Here is a 19,749-nt window from a genome sequence, read left to right as displayed (position 1 = left end):
GTGTCTGCCCACATGGGCCCTGGCGGCCCGATGCCCGGACCGGGAGCGGCGACCAAGACATGAGCACCGACGGCAGGCTGACGCACATCGACGATGCGGGGGCGGCCCGCATGGTGGACGTCTCCGAGAAGGACGTCACCGCACGCACCGCCCGGGCCACCGGCCGGGTCCTGCTCTCCCCCCGGGCGGTGGAGCTGCTGCGCGGCGACGGCGTCCCCAAGGGCGACGCGCTCGCCACCGCCCGGATCGCCGGGATCATGGGGGCCAAGCGAACCCCCGAGCTGATTCCGCTCTGCCATCCGCTGGCGGTCTCCGGCGTCACGGTCGACCTCACGGTCGCCGACGACGCGGTGGAGATCGCCGCCACGGTACGCACCACCGACCGCACGGGGGTCGAGATGGAGGCCCTCACCGCCGTCTCGGTCGCCGCGCTCACCCTCGTGGACATGGTGAAGGCGGTCGACAGGACCGCCGTCATCACCGACGTCCGCGTCGAGGCCAAATCGGGCGGCCGGTCCGGGGACTGGAGCTGCGCATGACCACCGCCCGCCGCGCGCTGGTGATCACCGCCTCCAACCGGGCCTCCGCCGGGGTCTACGAGGACCGGGGCGGCCCGATCATCGCCCAGGGCCTGACCGCCCTCGGCCTCACCGTCGACGGGCCCCGGGTCGTCCCCGACGGGGACCCCGTCGAACAGGCCCTGCGTACGGGCGTGAGCGCGGGCTACGACCTGATCGTCACCACCGGCGGCACCGGCCTCTCGCCCACCGACCGCACCCCCGAGGCGACCCGCGCCGTACTGGACCGCGAGATCCCCGGCATCCCCGAGGCGATCCGCGCCCACGGCCTGACCAAGCTCCCGGCCGCCGCCCTCTCCCGGGGCCTGGCCGGAATCGCCGGTCACACCCTGATCGTCAATCTCCCCGGCTCCACCGGCGGGGTACGGGACGGCCTGGCCGTCCTCGAACCGCTGCTGCTCCACGCGATCGACCAGATCCACGGCGGCGACCATGCCGCCCACGGCGGCCACACGGACCAGGGCCACCCCGGCGGCGGCCCGCCACGAGCCGCCGGGAGCCCGAGCTGAACGCGCCCTGGCCGGTGGTGCTGACGGACGGCGAGATCGTCCTCCGTCCGATAAAGCTGCGCGACCAGAGCGCCTGGCGCGAGGTCAACCGCCGCAACCGCGACTGGCTGCGCCCCTGGGAGGCGACGGTCCCGCCGCCCGTCCCGGGTGTCCCGGCCTCCCGCAGGCCCACCTACCGCCAGATGGTCCGTCATCTGCGCGCCGAGGCCAACGCGGGCCGGATGCTGCCCTTCGTCATCGAGTACCGGGGACGGCTGGTGGGCCAGCTGACCGTGGCCGGCATCACCTGGGGCTCCATGTGCTCGGGCCATGTCGGCTACTGGGTCGACCGCGAGGTCGCGGGCCGCGGCGTGATGCCCACGGCCGTCGCGCTCGCCGTCGACCACTGCTTCCACTCGGTCGGGCTGCACCGGATGGAGGTCTGCATCCGCCCGGAGAACGGGCCCAGCCGCCGGGTGGTCGAGAAACTCGGCTTCCGCGAGGAGGGTCTGCGCCCCCGATATCTGCACATCGACGGCGCGTGGCGCGACCATCTGGTCTTCGCGCTGACCGCCGAGGAGGTCCCCGACGGGCTGCTCCGCCGCTGGCAGCGGGTGGGCCCACGGGCGACGCACCCCGACCGAGAGTGATCCTGACCATACTCTGATCGGAACAATCAGAAAAAAAGTCAGTGATATTAGCGGGATCGCGCGACACACCGGGCCAATTGGCGGATCCTGCCGCCGGAATCCCTCTACGGTGTGACCGTGAGCAGCAGCGGCCTCATCTACGCAGTCATCGTCGGGGCCTGGGCCGCCTACCTGGTGCCGATGTGGCTCCGCAGGCAGGACGAGTTGAACGAGGCTCGTCCGACAGAGCGCTTCTCCACCGCCATCCGGCTGTTGTCCGGACGCGGGGCGATGGAGCGCCGGTACGCCAAGGAGTTGCGCGAGCGCGCCGGGGAGCAGCCCGGTCCCGACGCCGACCCGGACGCCGCCACGGACCGGCTGAGTACCGTGGACGTCCGGGGCTTCGCCGCGCCCCGGACCGATGTCCGGCCGGCCGCGCAGGCCCCGCCCCAGCCCCAGGTCCAAGCCCCGGTTCAGGCCCCGGCCCCGCAGGCCAGGGCCCCCCGGGGCCGCCGTCCCGCCCCCGGTGACGGCGCGGCCACCGAGCGGGCCCGGCGCGGCAAGGTGCTGGCCCGCCGTCGGCGTACGACCATCCTGCTCTTCCTGGCCTTCACCCTCGGCTCGGTCGTGGCGGCCGTCGGCGGCCTCGGTTTCCTCTGGGCTCCCGCGCTTCCCGCCGTCCTGCTGAGCGTGTACATCGTGCATCTGCGCGGCCAGGAGCGCCGCCGCTTCGTGGTGGTCATGGACCGCCGCCGCGCCGAGCAGGCGGCCCAGCGGCTGCGGGAGAACCGCCCGCGCCGTCACCAGGCCCCGCCCGCCGGTCCCGCCGACCCCTCGGCCTCCGAGCCCGAGGCGGGCCCCGAGCCCGCGCCGGCCAAGCTCTCCCCGCAGGCGGCGGACCGCCGGGCGCTGGTCGAGCAGACCGACCACGCCGAGTGGGTCGACCAGCAGCGCGACCGCGGCCCGGCCACGGGCGACAGCTGGGAGCCGGTCCCGGTCCCGCTGCCGACCTATGTCACCGCCCCGGTCGCCCCCCGCGCCACGGGCGGCGTCGACATGAACGACCCGGAGACCTGGAGCTCGGCCCGCTCCTCCACGGCCGACCCCACCGCCGCCCACCCCGACCCCGCCGACCCGCCCGCCCATCCCCGGCGCACCCCACAGCCCCGCCGCACCGCCCGCGACCGTGGCCGCACCCCCCTCTTCGATCAGTACGCCGACGGCGACGACCGCCCCCGCGCCGCCAACGAGTGACCCGCCGTCCGGCCGCCGGGGACGGGTCGTGACCAGCGGGGGAGCGGATTTCCAACCACCCCGGGGAGGGTGCTAGAGTTTCACTCGTTGCAAGGGCCTGTGGCGCAGTCTGGTAGCGCACCTCGTTCGCATCGAGGGGGTCTGGGGTTCAAATCCCCACAGGTCCACAACGCAACGGTTCCAGGGTTCGCCCCGGAATCGCTGACGGAATCCCGTCCGATCGTCAAGATCGGGCGGGATTCCGTCGTTTCGGGTCCGGAGCGCACGACGGCCGGGCCCCTCGGGGCCCGGCGGGCGCGGTCAGATCAGGGGCTTGACGAAGCAGCGGCTGCTCTCGTGGTCGCGGTAGTGGCCGAACTTCCTCGGGGCGGGGAGGTAGCCGGTGGAGGTGTAGAGGGCGATCGCCTCCGGCTGCTGGTCCCCGGTCTCCAGCACCATGCGGCTGCGGCCGGCCGCGCGGGCGTCCTGTTCGAGGGCGGTGAGGATGCGGCGGGCGAGGCCGAGGCCGCGGGCCTCGGGGATGACGTACATGCGCTTCAGCTCGGCGTCGCCGTCCGAGTAGCCCTCTTCGTTCTCGTCCATGGCGCGCCAGCCGCCGGTCGCCACCGGGTGGTCCCCGTCGTCGTAGGCGATGAGATACAGCCCGCTGGGGGGAGCGAACATCGAGGGGCTCAGGGGGGTCTCGTCGCCCTCCCCGTCCCCGTACCGCTCGATGTATTCGAGCAGTACCTGGTCGCTGAGCTTGACGGCGTCGGGGTGGTCGAACGGAGTGGGTCGTACATCCATGCGATCGATCGTACGGGTACCGGAAATGTGGGTCTTCGCGTCGGTCCTGGGTATCGTGCCGGGATGCTCACCGTGACTTCCGTGAATGTGAATGGTCTCCGCGCCGCCGCGAAGAAGGGCTTTGTGGAGTGGCTCGCCGGGACGGCCGCCGAGGTCGTCTGCCTCCAGGAGGTGCGGGCCGAGCCGGAGCAGCTCACGGAGGGGGTGCGGCGGCCCGAGGGGTGGTTCACGGCGCACGCTCCGGCGGCGGCGAAGGGGCGGGCGGGGGTCTCGCTCTACACCCGGCGGGAGCCGGACGAGGTGCGGATCGGATTCGGCTCGGCCGAGTTCGACGGGAGCGGGCGGTACATCGAGGCCGATCTGCCCGGTGTCACCGTCGCCAGCCTCTATCTGCCCTCCGGCGAGGTGGGCACCGAGCGCCAGGACGAGAAGTACCGCTTCATGGACGAGTTCCTGCCGTATCTGCGCGAGCTGCGGGAGCGCTCGGCGGCGGCCGGCCGGGAGGTCGTCGTCTGCGGCGACTGGAACATCGCCCACCATGAGGCGGACCTGAAGAACTGGCGCGCCAACAAGAAGAACGCGGGCTTCCTGCCCGAGGAGCGCGCGTGGCTCTCGCGCGTGCTCGAAGAGGCGGAGTACGTGGACGTGGTGCGGGCGCTCCACCCGGACCAGGAGGGTCCGTACAGCTGGTGGTCCTATCGGGGCCGGGCCTTCGACAATGACTCGGGCTGGCGGATCGACTACCAGATGGCCTCGCCGGGGCTGGCCGCGCGCGTGCTCAAGGCATCGGTCGAGCGGGCGGCGACCCATGAGGAGCGGTGGAGCGACCACGCGCCCGTGACGGTGGTCTACGGCCCCTGAGGGCCTCGCCTACCGGCGGATGATGTCGCGGCCCGGGCCGCCTTCGAGGGTGTCCTTCCCGGGCCCGCCGTCGAGCAGGTCGTCGCCGCCCTCGCCGTGCAGGGTGTCGTTCCCGCCGCCGCCGAGGATGATGTCGCGGCCGTCGCCGCCCATGGCGTGGTCGTCGCCAGGACCGGCGTGGATGAGGTCCGCTCCGCCGTACGCCTCGATCATGTCGTGGCCCCGGCCGCCCCACAGCCGCTGGGCGCTGTCGTCGCCCATCAGATGGTCCGTGCCGTCGCCGCCGTCCAGGACCGAGTGGCCCATGACCATGTCGTCCCCGGCGTCGCCCCGCACGGTGTGCGCGCTGTGGGCGTGCAGGGTGTCGTTCCCGGGGCCGCCGCGGACGGTGGAGACCGCGGGGTCGCTGGTGACGATCGTGTCGTCGCCCTCGCCGAGGAGGACGTCGATCCGGTCCGGCCGGGAGGCCCCGGTGGGCAGTTCGCAGACGACGAAGGTCTGGTTGCCGGGTTCGAGGTACGAACAGTGCTCGCCGGGTTCGAGCGGGACCGCGTCGCGGAAGCCGATCCGCCGGATGCCGGAGCCGGTGTCCATGGGGATGACATGGAGGTCGTTGACCTGTCCCGAGGCGTCGGTGAAGAGGATCGACTGAGCCGCCCAGTCGGCGCCTACGCGGGACAGCGCCCCGGAAGTCCCGGAGGCTCCGGAAGCGGCGGCCACCGGGGCGGCGGCGAGACCGGCGGTGAGACCGGTGGCGAGCAGGGTCACGGCGACCGCGCGGGCGGTGGCTTCGTGTCGGTTCATGGGACCTCGTCTCGATGTGGGGTGATCGATGGGTCAACCTGGCACTGAGTACGGATATAGGCATGGGCATGCCAAAGGGGCACTCCGCGACGGAAGCGTACCCAACTTGGTCTAGACCAAACCGGTGCTTCGGGTGCGCACCCGTGAGGCCGGTGGGACCGGACGGGGATCGGACGGGGATCGGACGGGGATCGGACGGGGTTCAGACCGGGTTCAGACCGGGTTCAGGCCGGGTTCAGGCGGGACCGTCCGGCCGGAGCCTGCGGTCCAGGGCCATCGACAGCTCCGCCTCCACCACGCTCTTCGCCAGCGGGCGGAGCCGGCCGGCCGCGCCCGCCTCCGGCGCGTGCGCGCCGAGAACCTCGGTGAACAGCTCGGCCAGCGCGTCGGCGTGGACGCGCACCCGGCGGGCCGCCTCCAGTACGGCCGAGAGCGGCACCCCCTCGCGGACCAGCGCGGTGGAGACGTCCAGCAGCCGGCGGCTGATGTGCACGATCTCGTCGCCGTCCGGGGCGAGATAGCCCAGCTCCAGCGCGGTCGCCAGATTCTCCGGGGTGGCCTCCCCCGCGAAGCGGTCGGCCAGCTCCTCGGGGGTGAGCCGGACCGGGACCTCCTCCGTCGGCCCGCCGGGACGGAGGCCCAGCAGCTCGGCGGCGTCCCGGCCGCTCTCGAACACGGTCGCCAGATCGGCGATGCCGTTCAGGGTGTGCCCGCGCTCCAGCAGGGCGGAGACCGTGCGCAGCCGGGCCAGATGATGATCGTCGTACCAGGCGATCCGGCCCTCGCGCCGGGGCGGCGGAAGCAGTCCCCGCTCACGGTAGAAGCGCAGGGTGCGCACCGTGATGCCGGCCTTGTCGGCCAGCTCCTCCATGCGGTACTCGCGTCCCTCTGCCACGGGCGAAGCCTATGTTGTACCGCCAGTAACTTGGCGTGTCCTGCCCCTACCGCACGGTAGCCCGCTGCTCTACGCTCCCAACTGTGCCAGTGATCGCTGGCAGAGTGGTGGCTTTCGGTGGGAGGCGGCATGAGCCGGCGGGAACAGGAGCACCAACAGCATGTGAGGGTCGCGGTCGTCGGATCCGGCTTCGGCGGTCTCGGGGCCGCCGTCCGGCTCCGCCGCGAGGGCATCACCGACTTCGTCGTCCTGGAGCGCGCCGACTCCGTCGGCGGCACCTGGCGCGACAACAGCTATCCGGGGTGCGCCTGCGACGTGCCCTCGCATCTCTACTCGTTCTCCTTCGCCCCCAACCCCGACTGGCCCCGCACCTTCTCCGGGCAGCGGCACATCCGCGCCTATCTGGAGCATGTCGTGGACGTCTTCGGGCTCCGCCCGCATCTGCGGCTGGGCCACGACGTACAGAAGATGACCTGGGACAAGGACGAGCTGCGCTGGACGATCGAGACCAGCGAGGGCGACTACACGGCCGATGTGGTGGTCTCCGCCACCGGCCCGCTCTCCGACCCGAAGATCCCCGAGATCCCCGGGCTCGACTCCTTCCCCGGCGAGGTCTTCCACACCGCCCGCTGGGGCGACGGCCGTGAGCTGCGCGGCAAGCGCGTCGCGATGATCGGCACCGGGGCGTCCGCGATCCAGATCGTGCCCAGGATCCAGCCGGAGGCGGCGCGGCTGACGCTCTTCCAGCGGACCCCGCCGTGGGTGCTGCCCAAGAGGGACCGGCGGATCACCGAGGCCGAGCGCGGGCTGCACCGCCTGCTGCCGTTCACCGCGTCCGTACGGCGCGGAGCGCTCTGGGCGCTGCGTGAGCTCCAGGTCTCCGCCTTCACCAAGCGGCCCGGCCGGCTCGGTCCGGTGGAGGCCATGGCCCGGGCCCATCTCGCCAAGTCGGTGAAGGACCCGGCGCTGCGGGCCGCGCTGACGCCCTCGTACCGCATCGGCTGCAAGCGGATCCTGCTCTCCAGCGACTACTACCCGGCCGTCGTCCGGCCCAATGTGGAGATCGTGGCGTCCGGGCTCGCCGAGGTCAGGGGCTCGACGCTGATCGCCGCCGACGGGACCGAGACCGAGGCGGATGTGATCATCTTCGGCACCGGGTTCCGGATCACCGACACGCCGATCGCCGAGCGCGTCGTCGGCGCGGACGGGATCACCCTCGCGGAGTCCTGGAAGGACGGCATGCGCGCGCTGCGCGGCGCGACCGCCGCCGGTTTCCCCAACTGGATGACGATCATCGGCCCCAACACCGCTCTGGGGAACTCCTCGATGATCCTCATGATCGAGTCCCAGCTGAACTATCTGGCCGACTATCTGCGCCAGCTGAACACCCTCGGCGGGCGCACCGCGCTCGCCGCCCGCCCGGCCGCCGTCGAGGCGTGGAACCGAGAGGTCCAGCAGCGGATGCGGCGGACCGTCTGGAACACCGGCGGCTGCGCCAGCTGGTACCTCGACGCGAGCGGCCGCAACACCACGACCTGGCCGGGGACGACCGCCGAGTTCCGCCGGGTCACCCGGCGGGTCGACCTCGCGGAGTACGACGTGCTGCGCGCGCGGGCGACGGCGACGGCGACGGCGACGGCGGCTTCGGTGGAGGAGACCGTATGAGGCGGCACCGGCTCGACGGACAGGTCGCTGTGGTCACCGGCGCGGCCCGAGGGGTCGGCGAACTCCTCGCCCGCAAGCTCTCCGCGCGCGGGGCCCGGGTGGCGCTGGTGGGCCTGGAGCCCGAGGAGCTGAAGCGGGTCGGCGGCCGGCTCTACACCGAGAACGACTGGTGGCAGGCGGATGTGACCGATCACGAGGCGATGGCCCGGGTGGCGTCCGAGGTCAAGGCGCGCTTCGGCAAGGCCGACATCGTCGTCGCCAACGCCGGGGTGGCGTCCGGCGGCCCCTTCGCCGACTCCGACCCGGCCTCCTGGCGGCGGGTGATCGAGGTCAATCTGATCGGAAGCGCGATCACCGGACGGGCGTTTCTGCCGGTGCTGACCGAGAGCCGGGGGTACTTCCTCCAGATCGCCTCGCTGGCGGCGATCGTCCCCGCGCCGCTGATGAGCGCGTACTGCGCTTCCAAGTCCGGGGTCGAGGCCTTCGCCCACAGCCTGCGCGCCGAGGTCGCCCACCGGGGCGTACGGGTCGGGGTGGCCTATCTGTCCTGGACGGACACCGACATGGTGCGCGGGGCCGACCGGGACGAGGTGATGCGCGAGACACGCGGGCGGCTGCCCTGGCCCGCGAACCGCACCTATCCGGCGGGCCCCGCCGTCGACCGGATCGTGGCGGGGATCGAGCGCCGCTCCGCGCAGGTGTACGGGCAGCGCTGGCTGCGCTCCACCCAGGCGGTACGGGGGCTGCTGCCGCCGCTGGTCGCGGCGGCGGGCCGACGGGAGATGACCCGCCTCGGCCCCCGGGTCGCGGGCGTCTCCCAGCGCCTCGTCGGCGCGGGCGGCGCGGCGGACGAGGCGGCGCGCGGGCCCGGGTGATCCCGCCGCGCTGAGGGGCGGCCGGTCCCTCAGCGCGGCGGGAGGACGGGCCGCCGGCGGTCCGGTACGGCGTCGTAGCCCGGCGGGCTCGCCGCCGGGCGTTCGGCGAGCATCTCCAGCGCGAGGCGGACCGCGTCGTCCAGGCCCGCGTGGCGGCCCTCCGCCCAGTCCAGGGGGGTCCGCAGTGCGGGCAGATCCGGTTCGACGCCATGGTTCTCGACCGACCAGCCGTAGGCGTCGAACCAGGCCGCGTTCATGGGCACGGTGATCACCGTGCCGTCGCCCAGCTGGTGCCGTCCCGTCATCCCCACCACCCCGCCCCAGGTCCGGCAGCCCACCACGGGCCCGAGGCCCAGCAGCTTGAACGCCGCCGTGATCATGTCACCGTCCGACGAGGTCGCCTCATCGGCCAGCGCGATCACCGGCCCGCGCGGCGCGTTGGAGGCGTACGAGACCGGCTGGGCGTCCCGGGTCAGATCCCAGCCGAGGATCCTCCGGCTCAGCTTCTCCACCACCAGCTCGCTGATGTGGCCGCCCGCGTTCCCCCGTACATCCACGATCAGCGCCGGACGGGAGACCTCCAGCCGCAGATCGCGGTTGAACTGCGCCCAGCCGGAGCCGCCCAGATCCGGGATGTGGAGATAGCCGCAGGCCCCGCCGCTCAGTCTGCGGACCACCGCACGGCGTTTCGCCACCCAGTCCTGGTACCGCAGCGGGCGCTCGTCCACCAGCGGGACCACCGCGACCCGCCGGGAGCCGGGGCCGCCCTCGGCGGGCCGGAAGGTCAGCTCGACCGTGGTGCCGCCGGCAGCCGACAGCATCGGGAAGGGGCCCGCGACCGGGTCGACCGGGCGGCCGTCCACATGGGTGATCGCCGCGCCCTCGCGGATCCCGGCCCCGGCCAGCGGGGAGCGCGCCTTGGAGTCGGAGGACTCGCCGGGAAGAATCCTTTTCACCAGCCAGTTCCCGTCCCGGCAGATCAGATTGGCGCCCAGCAGCCCCATCGGCCGCTGGTAGTGCGGCGGCCCCTCGTTCCGGCGCGCCGGGGAGACATAGGCGTGCGAGGTGCCCAGCTCGCCCAGCACCTCGCGGAGCAGATCGGCGAACTCGTCCGGCGAGGCCACTCGCTCCACCAGCGGCCGGTACTGGTCGAGCACCGCGTCCCAGTCGACGCCGCTCAGCCCCGGGTCCCAGAAGTAGGCCCGGATCAGCCGGCCCGCCTCGGCGTACGCCTGACGCCACTCGGACGCCGGGTCCACCTCGTGCAGGATCCGCCGCAGATCCAGCAGCACTGTCGAGTCCCCGTCGGCGGGCTCGGTCGCCGGGACCGCGCTCAGCTCGTCCTCGTCGACCACCACCAGCCGGGTGCCGTCCCCGCTCACCGCGAACCAGTCGAGATCGCCGACGAGTTCGGTGCGCCGCGCCTTGGAGATGTCGAAGTGCTCCAGGGTGGGCCGCCCGGACATGTCCGCCGGATTGGCGAAGGTCTCCCCGAGCGCGCCGGAGATCGGCCAGCGCAGCCAGACCAGCCCGCCGCCGCTCACCGGGCACATCGCCGAATACTTGGACGCCGCCACCGGGAACGGCGTCACCCGGCTCTCCAGCCCCTCCATCTCGACCATCAGCGGCGGTGCCGCGCCCTCGGACTGCGGGGCGTCGGACTCCTCCAGCGGATCGAGCCCGCCCGCCGCGGGCCGTCCGTCCGGCGAGAGCGCGAAGGGCGAGGGGGTCGCCGAGGACAGGGGTACGAGATAGGGGCGGCAGCCCAGCGGGAAGGACAGATCCCCGGTGTGGACGTCGTACACCGGGTCGAAGCCCCGCCAGGAGAGGAAGGCGAGATAGCGGCCGTCGCCGGTGAAGACCGGATTCTCGTCCTCGAAGCGGCCGTCGGTGAGGTCGACGACGGTCCGGTCCGCGATCCGGGCCAGCTTGATCTGCCGCAGCGAACGGCCGACGCCGGGCTGGGACCAGGCCAGCCAGGAGCCGTCGGGGGAGAAGGCCAGATCGCGCACCGGGCCGTTGTCGGACCGGGCCAGCTCGACCAGACCGCCGCCGCCCGCCGTACCCGTCCCCGCCCCCGCCCCCGTCCCCGCCCCCGCCCCCGTACCCGTGTCGGTGTCTTCCGGCTCTTCCGGCTCTTCCGCCTCCCGCGCGTCCAGCAGCAGCAGCCGCCCGTCGTGCGAGGCGATCGCCAGGACCTCCCCCGCCGGGTCCGACACCATCTCCTGCACCCGGCCCAGCGGCCCGGCCGCCGGGCGTCTCGGCTCCCGGTCGCCGCTGGCCCGGGGCAGATAGGCGATCTCGACCGCGTCCTCGCCCTCCGCGTCCGTCACATACGCCACCTGCCCGCCCGCGCCGAGCATCACCGGCAGCCGCACCCGTACCCCCGGGGTGTCCGCGATGGTGCGCGCCGGGCCGTCGCGGTGGGTGAGCCAGTACAGACTGCCGCGCACGGAGACGGCGCTCGCCCGGCCGGTGGTGTCCACCGAGACCGCGTCCACATGGCTGGCGGCGGGCACCTGATGGACGCGCCGGCCGGTGCGCGGCCCGCCGAGCCGCACTTCCAGCCTGCGCGGGACCGAGGCGGGATCGGTCAGCTCCCCGGCGATCCACAGCTCGCCCGCGCACTGGTAGACGACCCGCCGGCCGTCCGTGGAGGCATGGCGGGCATAAAAAGCGTCATGGTCGGTATGACGTCTCAGCCCGGAACCGTCCGGCAGACAGGAGTAGAGATTTCCGATGCCCTCGTGGTCGGAGAGGAAGGCGATCCGGCCGCCGACGAACATCGGGCACTCCAGATGCCCGTCCAGCTCGGCCAGCAGCCGCCGCCCGTGCAGCCAGAGCCGCCCGGTCGCGCCGCCCCGGTAACGCTTCCAGAAGGCGGGCTCGTGCGGCGGCTTCCCGGTGAGCAGCAGGGTGCGCCGCTCGCCGCCGGGGTCGTCGGCGACGGCGATGTCCGAGACGGGACCCCAGGGGAGCTGTCCGCCGGGGGAGCCGTCGGTGGGGACGCTGTAGGCCCAGGAGAAGTACGAGAAGGGCTGGCCGTGCGAGGAGACGGCGAGCACCTGGCCGTCGGGGGTCCAGCCGCAGACCCGGGTGTCGGCCGACCCCCAGTAGCTGAGCCGCCGGGCGGCGCCGCCCGCCACCGGGACGAGATGGATCTCCGGGTCGAGGCTGCGCCAGTTCGTGTACGCGATGCTCCCGCCGTCCGGCGAGAAGCGGGGGTGTCCGACCCGGGTCCGGTCGACGGTGAGCCGCCAGGCCCGGCCCGGCCGGTGGCCCTCGGGGACCAGCGGCGCCACCCAGAGATCGTCCTCGGCGGCGAAGCACAGCAGATCGCCGTGGAGATGCGGGAAGCGGAGATACGCCACGTCGTCGCTCACCCCCCAATGCTTTCCGCGCTCCGGGGCGGCGGCAACTCCGGCGGCGACTCCGGCGGCGGAGGCCGGGGGCGACCCCCGGTGCCGCCGGGGCGTGACCGAGGACACAAGCGAAACGTTTTCGTTTCGATGAGCGGTGGAGTAAATTCCTAAGTGTACGAAACCGTTTCGTTCGGTTGATCATTCGATCGGTGAGGGGAGGCCCGCCATGACCCGCAGCCGGCTGACGCCGGAGCGCGAGGGCGAGCTTTTTGGCGCCGTCCTCGATCTGCTGCGCGAAGTGGGGTACGACGCCCTGACGATGGACGCGATCGCCGCCCGTACCCGCTCCAGCAAGGCCACCCTCTACCGTCAGTGGGGCGGCAAGCCCGAGCTGGTGGCGAAGGCGCTGCGCGAGCTGTCCCCGCACAACAGCAGCGAGGTCGACACGGGCTCGCTGCGCGGTGACTTCCACGCGATGGTCTGCCGGGGCGACGACGCCGAGATGGCGCGGGACACCGCGCTGCTGCGCGGGCTGTTCCAGGCCATCCACACCCATCCGGATCTCCACCGCGCGCTGCGGGAGCAGCTCGTCGAGCCCGACTCGGGCGAGCTTCAGACCGTGGTGCGGCGGGCGGTCGAGCGGGGGGAGATCCGTGAGGACAACCCCGCGAAGGATTTCCTGCCGCACATGCTGCTCGGTGTGTTCTTCGCCCGGGAGGTGGTCGACGTCCGGCCGCCGGACATCGAGTTCCTCCGCCAGTATGTGGACGCCGTCGTCCTTCCGGCGCTGGAGGCCTGATATGCGTCACCGTACTCCCGGCGGCCGAGGAGTGGGCGGCTGCCCCCGCTGTCGGCCCTCCCCGCACCGCTGAGTCTCCGTGAACCCCCCACCCGAGCCCTGAGCCCCGCCCCTTCTGTTCCCCCGCTTCTCCTGCTTTCCCTGTTCTCCCTGAGACTTCGGGCCCCCTTCCCCAGCGGGCCCGCGGGTTCCCCCGAGCCCTTTTCCGAGCCCCGGCTCTCCCCAGAGCCTCTCCCCACCCCGCTCACCGCACCACCCCGTACCTGACGCGCGCTGCTCTCGTCCGTCGGGCCGACTCCCCATGTCCTGTTCCGTCTTCAATAACGGGAGTAAGCCCTCGTGGCCACGTTCCTCTACAAACTCGGCCGGTTCGCCTTCCGCAGACGCCGGTTCGTCGCCCTGATATGGGTGGCGCTGCTGGTGCTCGCGGGTGTCGCCGCCTCCAGCGCCTCCACCCCCAAGGACCCGGGGTTCGCCCTCCCGGGCACCGAGTCCCAGCAGGCCTTCGACGTCCTGGAAGAGCGGTTCCCGGGGGCCAGCGCCGACGGCGCGACCGCCAGGATCGTCTTCAAGGCCCCCGACGGTCAGAAGATGACCGACCCGGCCAACAAGACCGAGGTCAACAAGGTCGTCGCCGATCTGAAGGCGGGCTCCGACCAGATCGCCTCCGTCGCCGACCCGTACACCGCGGGCGCGGTCTCCAAGGACGCGGGCACGGCGTACGTCTCCGTCAGCTACAAGGTCAGCGGCATGGAGCTGACCGACGAGACGCGTGACGCGCTGACGAAGACCGGTGAGAAGGCCCGGGACACGGGGCTGACCGTGGAGATCGGCGGTGACGCCGCCGCGGCGGAGGTCGACCCGTCCTCCGCCGAGGTCATCGGCATCGTCATCGCGGCGATCGTGCTGGCCATCACCTTCGGCTCGCTGATCGCGGCCGGTCTTCCGCTGCTCACCGCCATCATCGGCGTCGGCATCGGCATCTCCTCGATCACCGCGCTGGCCAACGTCTTCGACCTGGGCACCACCACCGGCACCCTGGCGATGATGATCGGTCTCGCGGTCGGCATCGACTACGCGCTCTTCATCGTCTCCCGCTACCGCGCGGAGCTGCTGGAGGGCCACTCCCGCGAGGAGGCGGCGGGCCGGGCCACCGGCACCGCGGGCTCCGCGGTGGTCTTCGCCGGTCTGACCGTGGTCATCGCCCTGGTCGGCCTGGCCGTCGTGAACATCCCGATGCTCAGCAAGATGGGCTTCGCCGCGGCCGGCACGGTGGTCATCGCCGTCATCATCGCGATCACCCTGATCCCGGCGCTGCTGGGCTTCGCGGGCGAGAAGGTGCTGGGCCGCAAGGTCCGCAAGGCCCGCAAGGAGGCCAAGCTCTCCGGCCACCAGAGCCCCGAGCCGGTCTCCGGCAAGCCCAACATGGGCACCCGCTGGGCCCGCTTCGTCCTGCGCCGCCCGATCGCCGTGCTGCTCGTCGGCGTGGTGGGCCTCGGCATCGCCGCCGTCCCGGTCGGCTCGCTCCAGCTCGGTCTGCCCGACGAGGGCTCCTCGGCCCCCTCCTCCAGCCCCCGCAAGGCGTACGACCTGCTCTCCGACGGCTTCGGCCCCGGCTTCAACGGTCCGCTGACCCTGGTGGTCGACGCCAAGAAGAGCGAGAACCCCAAGGCCGCGGTCGACGAGGTCGCCGAGCGGATCGGCAAGCTCGACGGGGTGGCCGTGGTCATCCCCGCCCCGCTGAACGAGGCCGGCGACACCGGTCTCGTCACCGTGGTCCCCAAGGACCGCCCCTCCTCGGTGAAGACCGAGAACCTGGTGCACGACATCCGTGACTCCGGCAAGGACATCACCTCCGACACCGGTGCGAAGGTCCTGGTCACCGGCACCACGGCGCTGAACATCGACTTCTCGCAGAAGATGAACGACGCGCTGGTGCCCTATCTGGCGCTGGTCGTCGGCCTCGCCTTCCTGCTGCTGGTGCTGGTCTTCCGCTCCATCCTGGTTCCGCTGAAGGCGGCCCTCGGCTTCCTGCTCTCCGTCCTCGCGGCGCTGGGCGCGGTCGTCGCGGTCTTCCAGTGGGGCTGGCTCGGCGAGCTGTTCAATGTGGAGCAGCCCGGTCCGATCATGTCGATGATGCCGATCTTCATGGTGGGTGTCGTCTTCGGTCTGGCCATGGACTACGAGGTCTTCCTCGTCACCCGCATGCGCGAGGCGTACGTCCACGGCGAGCGCCCCGGCGAGGCCGTGGTGACCGGCTTCAAGCACGGCGCGCGGGTCGTCACCGCCGCTGCGGCGATCATGGTGGGTGTCTTCGCGGGCTTCATCGGCTCCGGCGAGCAGATGGTCACGATGATCGGCTTCGGTCTCGCGATCGCGGTGATCTTCGATGCCTTCGTGGTCCGGATGGCCATCGTGCCCGCGGTGCTGGCGCTCCTCGGTCACAAGGCGTGGTGGCTGCCGCGCTGGCTCGACCGGGCGCTGCCCAATGTGGACGTGGAGGGCGAGCAGCTCCAGAAGCAGCTCGCCCACGCTCCGGGCGGTCCTGACGACGATCGCGAGCTGGCTCGCGTCTGACCCTTCGGGATCCCGCCGGTCCGCCGTGCGCGGATACGGATACGGATACGGATACGGATACGGGATACGGATACGACGGTGGCCGCACTCCTCCAGGCGGGGGGTGCGGCCACCGCCGTATTCGGGCGGGCCGGGCGGGCGCCCGGCGTACGCCGCTCAGCGCGCCGGGGTCGCCGCCGCGTAGGTGTGGCGCAGGAATCTGTTGAGCGCGCTGGTGTCGAACTGCACCACCGAGACCCCGTCCGCGGTGTGCAGCTCCACCACCGCCTGGACCCGGCCGCAGGGCCAGACCTCCACATCGCCCTCGCGCACGGGGGAGCGCAGCCCGCTCTCCAGCAGCTCGCGCGGGAAGGTCCAGTCACGGGGGACGTCACGCCCGCCCGGGAAGGAGAACCGGACCGCTGCGGGGTCCTCGGACGGTTCGTAGCAGAGGGCGACGCGCACGGGACGCTCCTGGGGAGCGTCGGTGACTATCCGGCCCCAGGCGAGATCTTCGACGGCGGCGGCGGGCATCGATCGCTCCTCACACTCGTCTTATTTGCCCTCTAATGTCCCATATTTTACGTGAAGCATCGATTCCGCATGGTGTTCGACGGGATGTTCGATCCTTCGTTCGACCCCTTTCTGTGACCGGTCCGCTCTTGCGAGCGATGTGCAACAGGCCCACTATCGACGGCAGTGACCGGCCGGGCAGTGCACGGCCGAGCAGTCCTCGTCGCAGTCCTCGCCGCAGTTCTTTCCGCAGTCCTCGCCGCAGTCCTCGTCTGTCCGATGCGGAGCGCGCCATGCATGTGCCCGACGGATTCATCAACGCACCCGTGTCCCTCGCGGCGGGAGCCACGGCCGCCGCGGCCCTCGCGATCAGCCTCCGAGGAGCCCGCCGGGAGTCGGCCGCGGGCCCCGCCACCGCCCTCGGCCCCCACCCCGAGAGCACCGCCCCGCTCGCCGGGCTCCTCGCCGCCTTCGTCTTCGCCACCCAGATGCTGAACTTCCCCGTCGCCGCGGGCACCAGCGGCCATCTGCTGGGCGGCGCGCTCGCCGCGATCCTCGTCGGCCCCTTCACCGGCGTCCTCTGCGTCTCCGTCGTCCTGCTGACACAGAGCCTCCTCTTCGCCGACGGCGGCCTCACCGCGCTCGGCGTCAACATCGTCCTCATGGGCGTGGTCACCGTCGCCGTGGCGTACGGGGTCTTCCGCGCCCTGCTCGCCGTGCTGCCGCGCGCCCGGCGCTCGGTCACCGCCGCCTCCTTCGCCGCCGCGCTGATCTCCGTACCCGCGTCCGCCGCCGCCTTCACCCTGCTCCACGCCGTCGGCGGCACCACCGACGTACCCACCGGCACCGTGCTCGCCGCGATGACGGGCGTCCACACCCTCATCGGCGTCGGCGAGGCCGTCATCACCGCGCTCACCGTCGGCGCGGTCCTCGCGGTACGGCCCGACCTGGTCCACGGAGCGCGGGGACTCGCCCCCGCGCTCAAGCTCCGCGTCGGCGGGCGGCTGGTCGACGCGACGACGGTCACCGCTCCCGGCCCCGCCGCGTCCGCCTCCTCCTCTGCCTCCTCCTCCGCCGTCTCCTCGCGCCGGGTCCGGCTCGCGGGCCTGGCCGCCGCCCTCGTCCTCGCCGGGGGAGTCTCCTTCTACGCCTCCGCCAGCCCCGACGGCCTGGAGAAGGTCGCCGCCGACCACGGCATCGACGCCAAGGTCCGCGACCACCCCGCCGCCGGCTCGCCGCTCGCCGACTACGGCGTCGCGGACCTCACCGACCCCCGGCTCTCCGTCGGACTCGCCGGAGTCATCGGCGTCGGCGCGACCGCCGCCCTCGGCATCGGGCTCTTCCACCTCACCACCCGCAACCGACGCCGACGCCGACACCGCCGACGGCGGCCCGCCCGTGCGCCGGAGACCCCCTGACATGGGCGGCGCCCACCGCTCCCACCACCGCCCCGGCCACTCGCCGGTCCACACCCTCCCCGCTCACTGCAAGCTCGTCGCCGTCCTCTGCTTCGTCCTCGCCGTCGCCTGCACCCCGCGCACCGCCCTCTGGGCCTTCGGCCTGTACGCGCTGCTCCTCGCCGCCGTCGCCGCCCTCGCCCGCGTCCCGCCGGGCCTCCTGGCCCGCCGGCTGCTCATCGGGGTCCCCTTCACGGCCTTCGCGCTGCTGCTCCCCTTCGTCGTCCCCGGGGAGCACACCACCGTCCTCGGCCTCCCGCTCAGCGTCCCCGGCCTCTGGGGCGCGTGGAACATCCTCGCCAAAGCCACCCTCGGCGTCACCGCCTCCCTGCTCCTCGCCGCCACCACCGAACCGCGCGCCCTGCTCCTCGGCCTCCAGCGGCTGGGGCTCCCCGCGCAACTGACGCAGATCGCCTCCTTCATGCTCCGCTACGGCGAGGTCGTCACCGACGAGCTGCGCCGGATGTCCGTCGCCCGCGGATCGCGCGGCTTCGAGGCCCGGGGCGTACGCCAGTGGGGCGTCCTCGCCAAAACGGCCGGCGCGCTCTTCATCCGGTCCTACGAACGCGGTGAGCGGGTGCACCTCGCCATGGCCAGCCGGGGGTACACCGGATCCCCGCCCGCGCTCGACCACCCCGCCGCCACCCGTACCCAGTGGGCGTACGCGGCCGTCCTCCCCGCCGCCGCGTTCACCGTCTGCCTCCTGGGAGTGACCCTGTGACCGCCGCCCGCACCGCCGTCCCCTCGCTCGACGTCCGGGGCCTCGCCTACGCCTACCCCGACGGACGCCAGGCCCTCTTCGGCGTCGACCTCACCGTCCAGCCCGGCGAACGGGTCGCCCTCCTCGGCCCCAACGGCGCGGGCAAGACCACCCTCGTACTCCATCTCAACGGCATCCTCGCGGGCGGCGCGGGAACCGTCACCGTCGCCGGGCTCCCGATGGCCCGCGAGAACCTCGCCGAGATCAGACGGACCGTCGGCATCGTCTTCCAGGACCCCGACGACCAGCTCTTCATGCCCACCGTCCGCGAGGACGTCGCCTTCGGCCCCGCCTCGGCCGGTCTGCGCGGCGAGGAACTCCGCACCCGCGTCACCCGCGCCCTCGACCGCGTCGGCATGAGCGAGTACGCCGAGCGCCCGCCGCACCACCTCTCCTTCGGCCAGCGCCGCCGCGTCGCCGTCGCCACCGTCCTCGCCACCGAGCCCGAGATCCTCGTACTCGACGAGCCCTCCTCCAACCTCGACCCCGCCTCCCGGCGCGAACTCGCCGACATCGTCCGCGCACTGGACATCACCGTGCTCATGGTCACCCACGATCTGCCCTACGCCCTGGAGCTCTGCCCCCGCGCCGCCATCCTCAGCCGGGGCGTGATCGCCGCCGACGGCCCCACCGCCCGACTCCTCGCCGACGAGACCCTCATGCGCGCCCACCGCCTGGAACTCTCCTACGGCTTCGACCCGCGCTCGGTCCCGGCCGCCCCGGGCCGCCGGGCGGGCGGGTCCTAGGTCGTGTCTTCAAAGTCTCGTCTGCCTGTCGTGCCCTGGCACGCACGCTCGCGGCGTTGTCGTCGGTCGCCGACGCTCCGCGTCGACTCCCTCCTCCGCCTTGCGATCGCACGCACCAGACCCCGCCAGACCCTCCCTACGGGCGGACGACGCCACTTTGAAGACACTCCCTAGCGCAGCTCGCCCTCCAGCAGCCCCATCGTGTACTGGTCGTACCAGCGGCCGTCGCGGCGGAAGACCGAGCGCAGCCGCCCCTCCTCCACGAAGCCGACCTTGTCGTACACCCGGCGCGCGGCGTGGTTCTCGACGACGACGGTGAGCGAGATCTTGTGCAGCCGCATGTCCTCGAAGCCGTAGCGGCAGACCCTGCGCAGGGCGTCGGTGGCGAAGCCGCGCCCCCAGTACTCCTTCTCGCCCAGATAGACGTCCAGCTCGGCGCAGCCGGTCTCCGGCTCGGCGTCGCGGAGGCGGACCAGGCCGATGAGCCGGCCGTCCTCGGAGGCCTCGACGCCGAGGAGGACGTCGCCGTAGGAGTTGCGGGGGCGCTCCTGAAGGGAGGCGAGGGTGCGGGCGAGGGACTGGGGGTGGCCGTCGTCCATCCAGCGCATGACCTCGGGGTCGTGGTTCCAGCGCCACAGGGCCTCGGCGTCCGACGGCTCCAGGGCGCGCAGCCCCACCAGCTCTCCCCGCATCATGTTCTTTTCTCCGTGCGCTCGCTCAG

18 protein-coding genes and 1 tRNA gene are annotated in these 19,749 nt (G+C 72.7%); 13 read left to right on the top strand and 6 right to left on the bottom strand.

Features of this window, described 5'->3' with window-relative positions; all coding sequences use genetic code 11:
* Nucleotides 1–59 precede the first annotated feature (59 nt).
* The 5 genes from moaC (at nucleotide 60) to IE247_RS08595 (ending at nucleotide 3,116) form a co-directional block, all read left to right on the top strand.
* Complete coding sequence (gene moaC / locus IE247_RS08615) at nucleotides 60–539, top strand: cyclic pyranopterin monophosphate synthase MoaC (protein ID WP_190122356.1); 480 nt, start codon at nucleotides 60–62, stop codon at nucleotides 537–539.
* On the top strand, nucleotides 536–1,087 hold the full coding sequence (locus tag IE247_RS08610) for a MogA/MoaB family molybdenum cofactor biosynthesis protein (RefSeq protein WP_190122355.1): 552 nt from the start codon (nucleotides 536–538) through the stop codon (nucleotides 1,085–1,087). Before moaC ends, IE247_RS08610 begins: the two co-directional genes overlap by 4 nt.
* A gap of 14 nt (nucleotides 1,088–1,101) precedes the next feature.
* Entirely contained in the window at nucleotides 1,102–1,716 is a 615-nt protein-coding gene (locus tag IE247_RS08605; RefSeq protein ID WP_190122354.1) for a GNAT family N-acetyltransferase, read from the top strand.
* A gap of 117 nt (nucleotides 1,717–1,833) precedes the next feature.
* Nucleotides 1,834–2,949, top strand: coding sequence for a divisome protein SepX/GlpR (sepX, locus tag IE247_RS08600; protein ID WP_190122353.1), 1,116 nt, complete (start codon nucleotides 1,834–1,836; stop codon nucleotides 2,947–2,949).
* A gap of 93 nt (nucleotides 2,950–3,042) precedes the next feature.
* Nucleotides 3,043–3,116: transfer RNA gene (locus IE247_RS08595), tRNA-Ala, on the top strand.
* A 133-nt stretch (nucleotides 3,117–3,249) separates the two neighbouring features.
* Here the strand turns inward: IE247_RS08595 and IE247_RS08590 are convergent.
* Nucleotides 3,250–3,735, bottom strand: a complete 486-nt coding sequence (locus IE247_RS08590) for a GNAT family N-acetyltransferase (RefSeq protein WP_190122352.1) — start codon at nucleotides 3,733–3,735, stop codon at nucleotides 3,250–3,252.
* Between the two features lie 63 nt (nucleotides 3,736–3,798).
* Here IE247_RS08590 and IE247_RS08585 point away from each other — a divergent pair, with 63 nt between their 5' ends.
* Nucleotides 3,799–4,596, top strand: coding sequence for an exodeoxyribonuclease III (locus IE247_RS08585; RefSeq protein ID WP_190122351.1), 798 nt, complete (start codon nucleotides 3,799–3,801; stop codon nucleotides 4,594–4,596).
* Nucleotides 4,597–4,605: 9 nt separating this feature from the next.
* Here the strand turns inward: IE247_RS08585 and IE247_RS08580 are convergent, their stop codons facing one another.
* Together IE247_RS08580 and IE247_RS08575 are read right to left on the bottom strand one after the other, a co-directional pair.
* Nucleotides 4,606–5,400, bottom strand: coding sequence for a calcium-binding protein (locus tag IE247_RS08580; protein ID WP_190122350.1), 795 nt, complete (start codon nucleotides 5,398–5,400; stop codon nucleotides 4,606–4,608).
* 235 nt (nucleotides 5,401–5,635) lie between these two features.
* Entirely contained in the window at nucleotides 5,636–6,271 is a 636-nt protein-coding gene (locus tag IE247_RS08575) for a MerR family transcriptional regulator (RefSeq protein ID WP_190122545.1), read from the bottom strand.
* A gap of 153 nt (nucleotides 6,272–6,424) precedes the next feature.
* Between IE247_RS08575 and IE247_RS08570 the strand changes: the two genes are divergently transcribed.
* Both IE247_RS08570 and IE247_RS08565 read left to right on the top strand, forming a co-directional pair.
* A complete protein-coding gene (locus IE247_RS08570; RefSeq protein ID WP_190122349.1) occupies nucleotides 6,425–7,960 on the top strand; it encodes a flavin-containing monooxygenase in 1,536 nt (511 codons plus the stop codon).
* Entirely contained in the window at nucleotides 7,957–8,835 is an 879-nt protein-coding gene (locus IE247_RS08565) for an SDR family oxidoreductase (RefSeq protein ID WP_190122348.1), read from the top strand. Before IE247_RS08570 ends, IE247_RS08565 begins: the two co-directional genes overlap by 4 nt.
* 29 nt (nucleotides 8,836–8,864) lie before the next feature.
* Here IE247_RS08565 and IE247_RS08560 read toward each other — a convergent pair whose 3' ends face one another.
* The gene (locus IE247_RS08560; RefSeq protein ID WP_190122347.1) at nucleotides 8,865–12,218 is read right to left on the bottom strand and encodes a S41 family peptidase; all 3,354 of its coding nucleotides are present in this window, start codon (nucleotides 12,216–12,218) and stop codon (nucleotides 8,865–8,867) included.
* A 205-nt stretch (nucleotides 12,219–12,423) separates the two neighbouring features.
* Between IE247_RS08560 and IE247_RS08555 the strand changes: the two genes are divergently transcribed.
* Together IE247_RS08555 and IE247_RS08550 are read left to right on the top strand one after the other, a co-directional pair.
* Nucleotides 12,424–12,996 carry a TetR/AcrR family transcriptional regulator gene (locus IE247_RS08555; RefSeq protein ID WP_190122346.1) on the top strand — a complete coding sequence of 191 codons (573 nt, stop codon included), beginning with the start codon at nucleotides 12,424–12,426 and terminating at the stop codon, nucleotides 12,994–12,996.
* A 339-nt stretch (nucleotides 12,997–13,335) separates the two neighbouring features.
* Complete coding sequence (locus IE247_RS08550; RefSeq protein WP_190122345.1) at nucleotides 13,336–15,573, top strand: MMPL family transporter; 2,238 nt, start codon at nucleotides 13,336–13,338, stop codon at nucleotides 15,571–15,573.
* A 156-nt stretch (nucleotides 15,574–15,729) separates the two neighbouring features.
* Here IE247_RS08550 and IE247_RS08545 read toward each other — a convergent pair whose 3' ends face one another.
* Nucleotides 15,730–16,086, bottom strand: coding sequence for an SsgA family sporulation/cell division regulator (locus IE247_RS08545; protein WP_190122344.1), 357 nt, complete (start codon nucleotides 16,084–16,086; stop codon nucleotides 15,730–15,732).
* Nucleotides 16,087–16,358: 272 nt separating this feature from the next.
* Between IE247_RS08545 and IE247_RS08540 the strand changes: the two genes are divergently transcribed.
* From IE247_RS08540 to IE247_RS08530, 3 genes are read left to right on the top strand one after another with little or no spacing between them, the layout of a single operon-like run.
* Nucleotides 16,359–17,483 (top strand): energy-coupling factor ABC transporter permease, encoded by a 1,125-nt coding sequence (locus tag IE247_RS08540; protein WP_190122343.1) that lies wholly within the window; start codon nucleotides 16,359–16,361, stop codon nucleotides 17,481–17,483.
* Between the two features lies 1 nt (nucleotide 17,484).
* Complete coding sequence (cbiQ, locus tag IE247_RS08535; RefSeq protein ID WP_190122342.1) at nucleotides 17,485–18,243, top strand: cobalt ECF transporter T component CbiQ; 759 nt, start codon at nucleotides 17,485–17,487, stop codon at nucleotides 18,241–18,243.
* Nucleotides 18,240–19,028, top strand: coding sequence for an energy-coupling factor ABC transporter ATP-binding protein (locus IE247_RS08530; protein WP_190122341.1), 789 nt, complete (start codon nucleotides 18,240–18,242; stop codon nucleotides 19,026–19,028). Before cbiQ ends, IE247_RS08530 begins: the two co-directional genes overlap by 4 nt.
* A 170-nt stretch (nucleotides 19,029–19,198) precedes the next feature.
* Here the strand turns inward: IE247_RS08530 and IE247_RS08525 are convergent, their stop codons facing one another.
* Nucleotides 19,199–19,723 carry a GNAT family N-acetyltransferase gene (locus IE247_RS08525; RefSeq protein ID WP_190122340.1) on the bottom strand — a complete coding sequence of 175 codons (525 nt, stop codon included), beginning with the start codon at nucleotides 19,721–19,723 and terminating at the stop codon, nucleotides 19,199–19,201.
* Nucleotides 19,724–19,749 lie beyond the last annotated feature (26 nt).

Source organism: Streptomyces inusitatus, from assembly GCF_014651115.1.
GTDB lineage: Bacteria > Actinomycetota > Actinomycetes > Streptomycetales > Streptomycetaceae > Streptomyces > Streptomyces amakusaensis.
The sequence above is the reverse complement of the archived record's forward strand: the minus strand, read 5'-3'. Positions and strand labels throughout refer to the sequence as shown.

Coding starts and splice junctions, on each gene's coding strand:
- moaC (WP_190122356.1), top strand. CDS start 60: ATGAGCACCGACGGCAGGCTGACGCACATCGACGATGCGGGGGCGGCC.
- IE247_RS08610 (WP_190122355.1), top strand. CDS start 536: ATGACCACCGCCCGCCGCGCGCTGGTGATCACCGCCTCCAACCGGGCC.
- IE247_RS08590 (WP_190122352.1), bottom strand. CDS start 3,735: ATGGATGTACGACCCACTCCGTTCGACCACCCCGACGCCGTCAAGCTC.
- IE247_RS08585 (WP_190122351.1), top strand. CDS start 3,799: ATGCTCACCGTGACTTCCGTGAATGTGAATGGTCTCCGCGCCGCCGCG.
- IE247_RS08580 (WP_190122350.1), bottom strand. CDS start 5,400: ATGAACCGACACGAAGCCACCGCCCGCGCGGTCGCCGTGACCCTGCTC.
- IE247_RS08575 (WP_190122545.1), bottom strand. CDS start 6,271: ATGGAGGAGCTGGCCGACAAGGCCGGCATCACGGTGCGCACCCTGCGC.
- IE247_RS08570 (WP_190122349.1), top strand. CDS start 6,425: ATGAGCCGGCGGGAACAGGAGCACCAACAGCATGTGAGGGTCGCGGTC.
- IE247_RS08565 (WP_190122348.1), top strand. CDS start 7,957: ATGAGGCGGCACCGGCTCGACGGACAGGTCGCTGTGGTCACCGGCGCG.
- IE247_RS08555 (WP_190122346.1), top strand. CDS start 12,424: ATGACCCGCAGCCGGCTGACGCCGGAGCGCGAGGGCGAGCTTTTTGGC.
- IE247_RS08545 (WP_190122344.1), bottom strand. CDS start 16,086: ATGCCCGCCGCCGCCGTCGAAGATCTCGCCTGGGGCCGGATAGTCACC.
- IE247_RS08540 (WP_190122343.1), top strand. CDS start 16,359: ATGCATGTGCCCGACGGATTCATCAACGCACCCGTGTCCCTCGCGGCG.
- cbiQ (WP_190122342.1), top strand. CDS start 17,485: ATGGGCGGCGCCCACCGCTCCCACCACCGCCCCGGCCACTCGCCGGTC.
- IE247_RS08525 (WP_190122340.1), bottom strand. CDS start 19,723: ATGATGCGGGGAGAGCTGGTGGGGCTGCGCGCCCTGGAGCCGTCGGAC.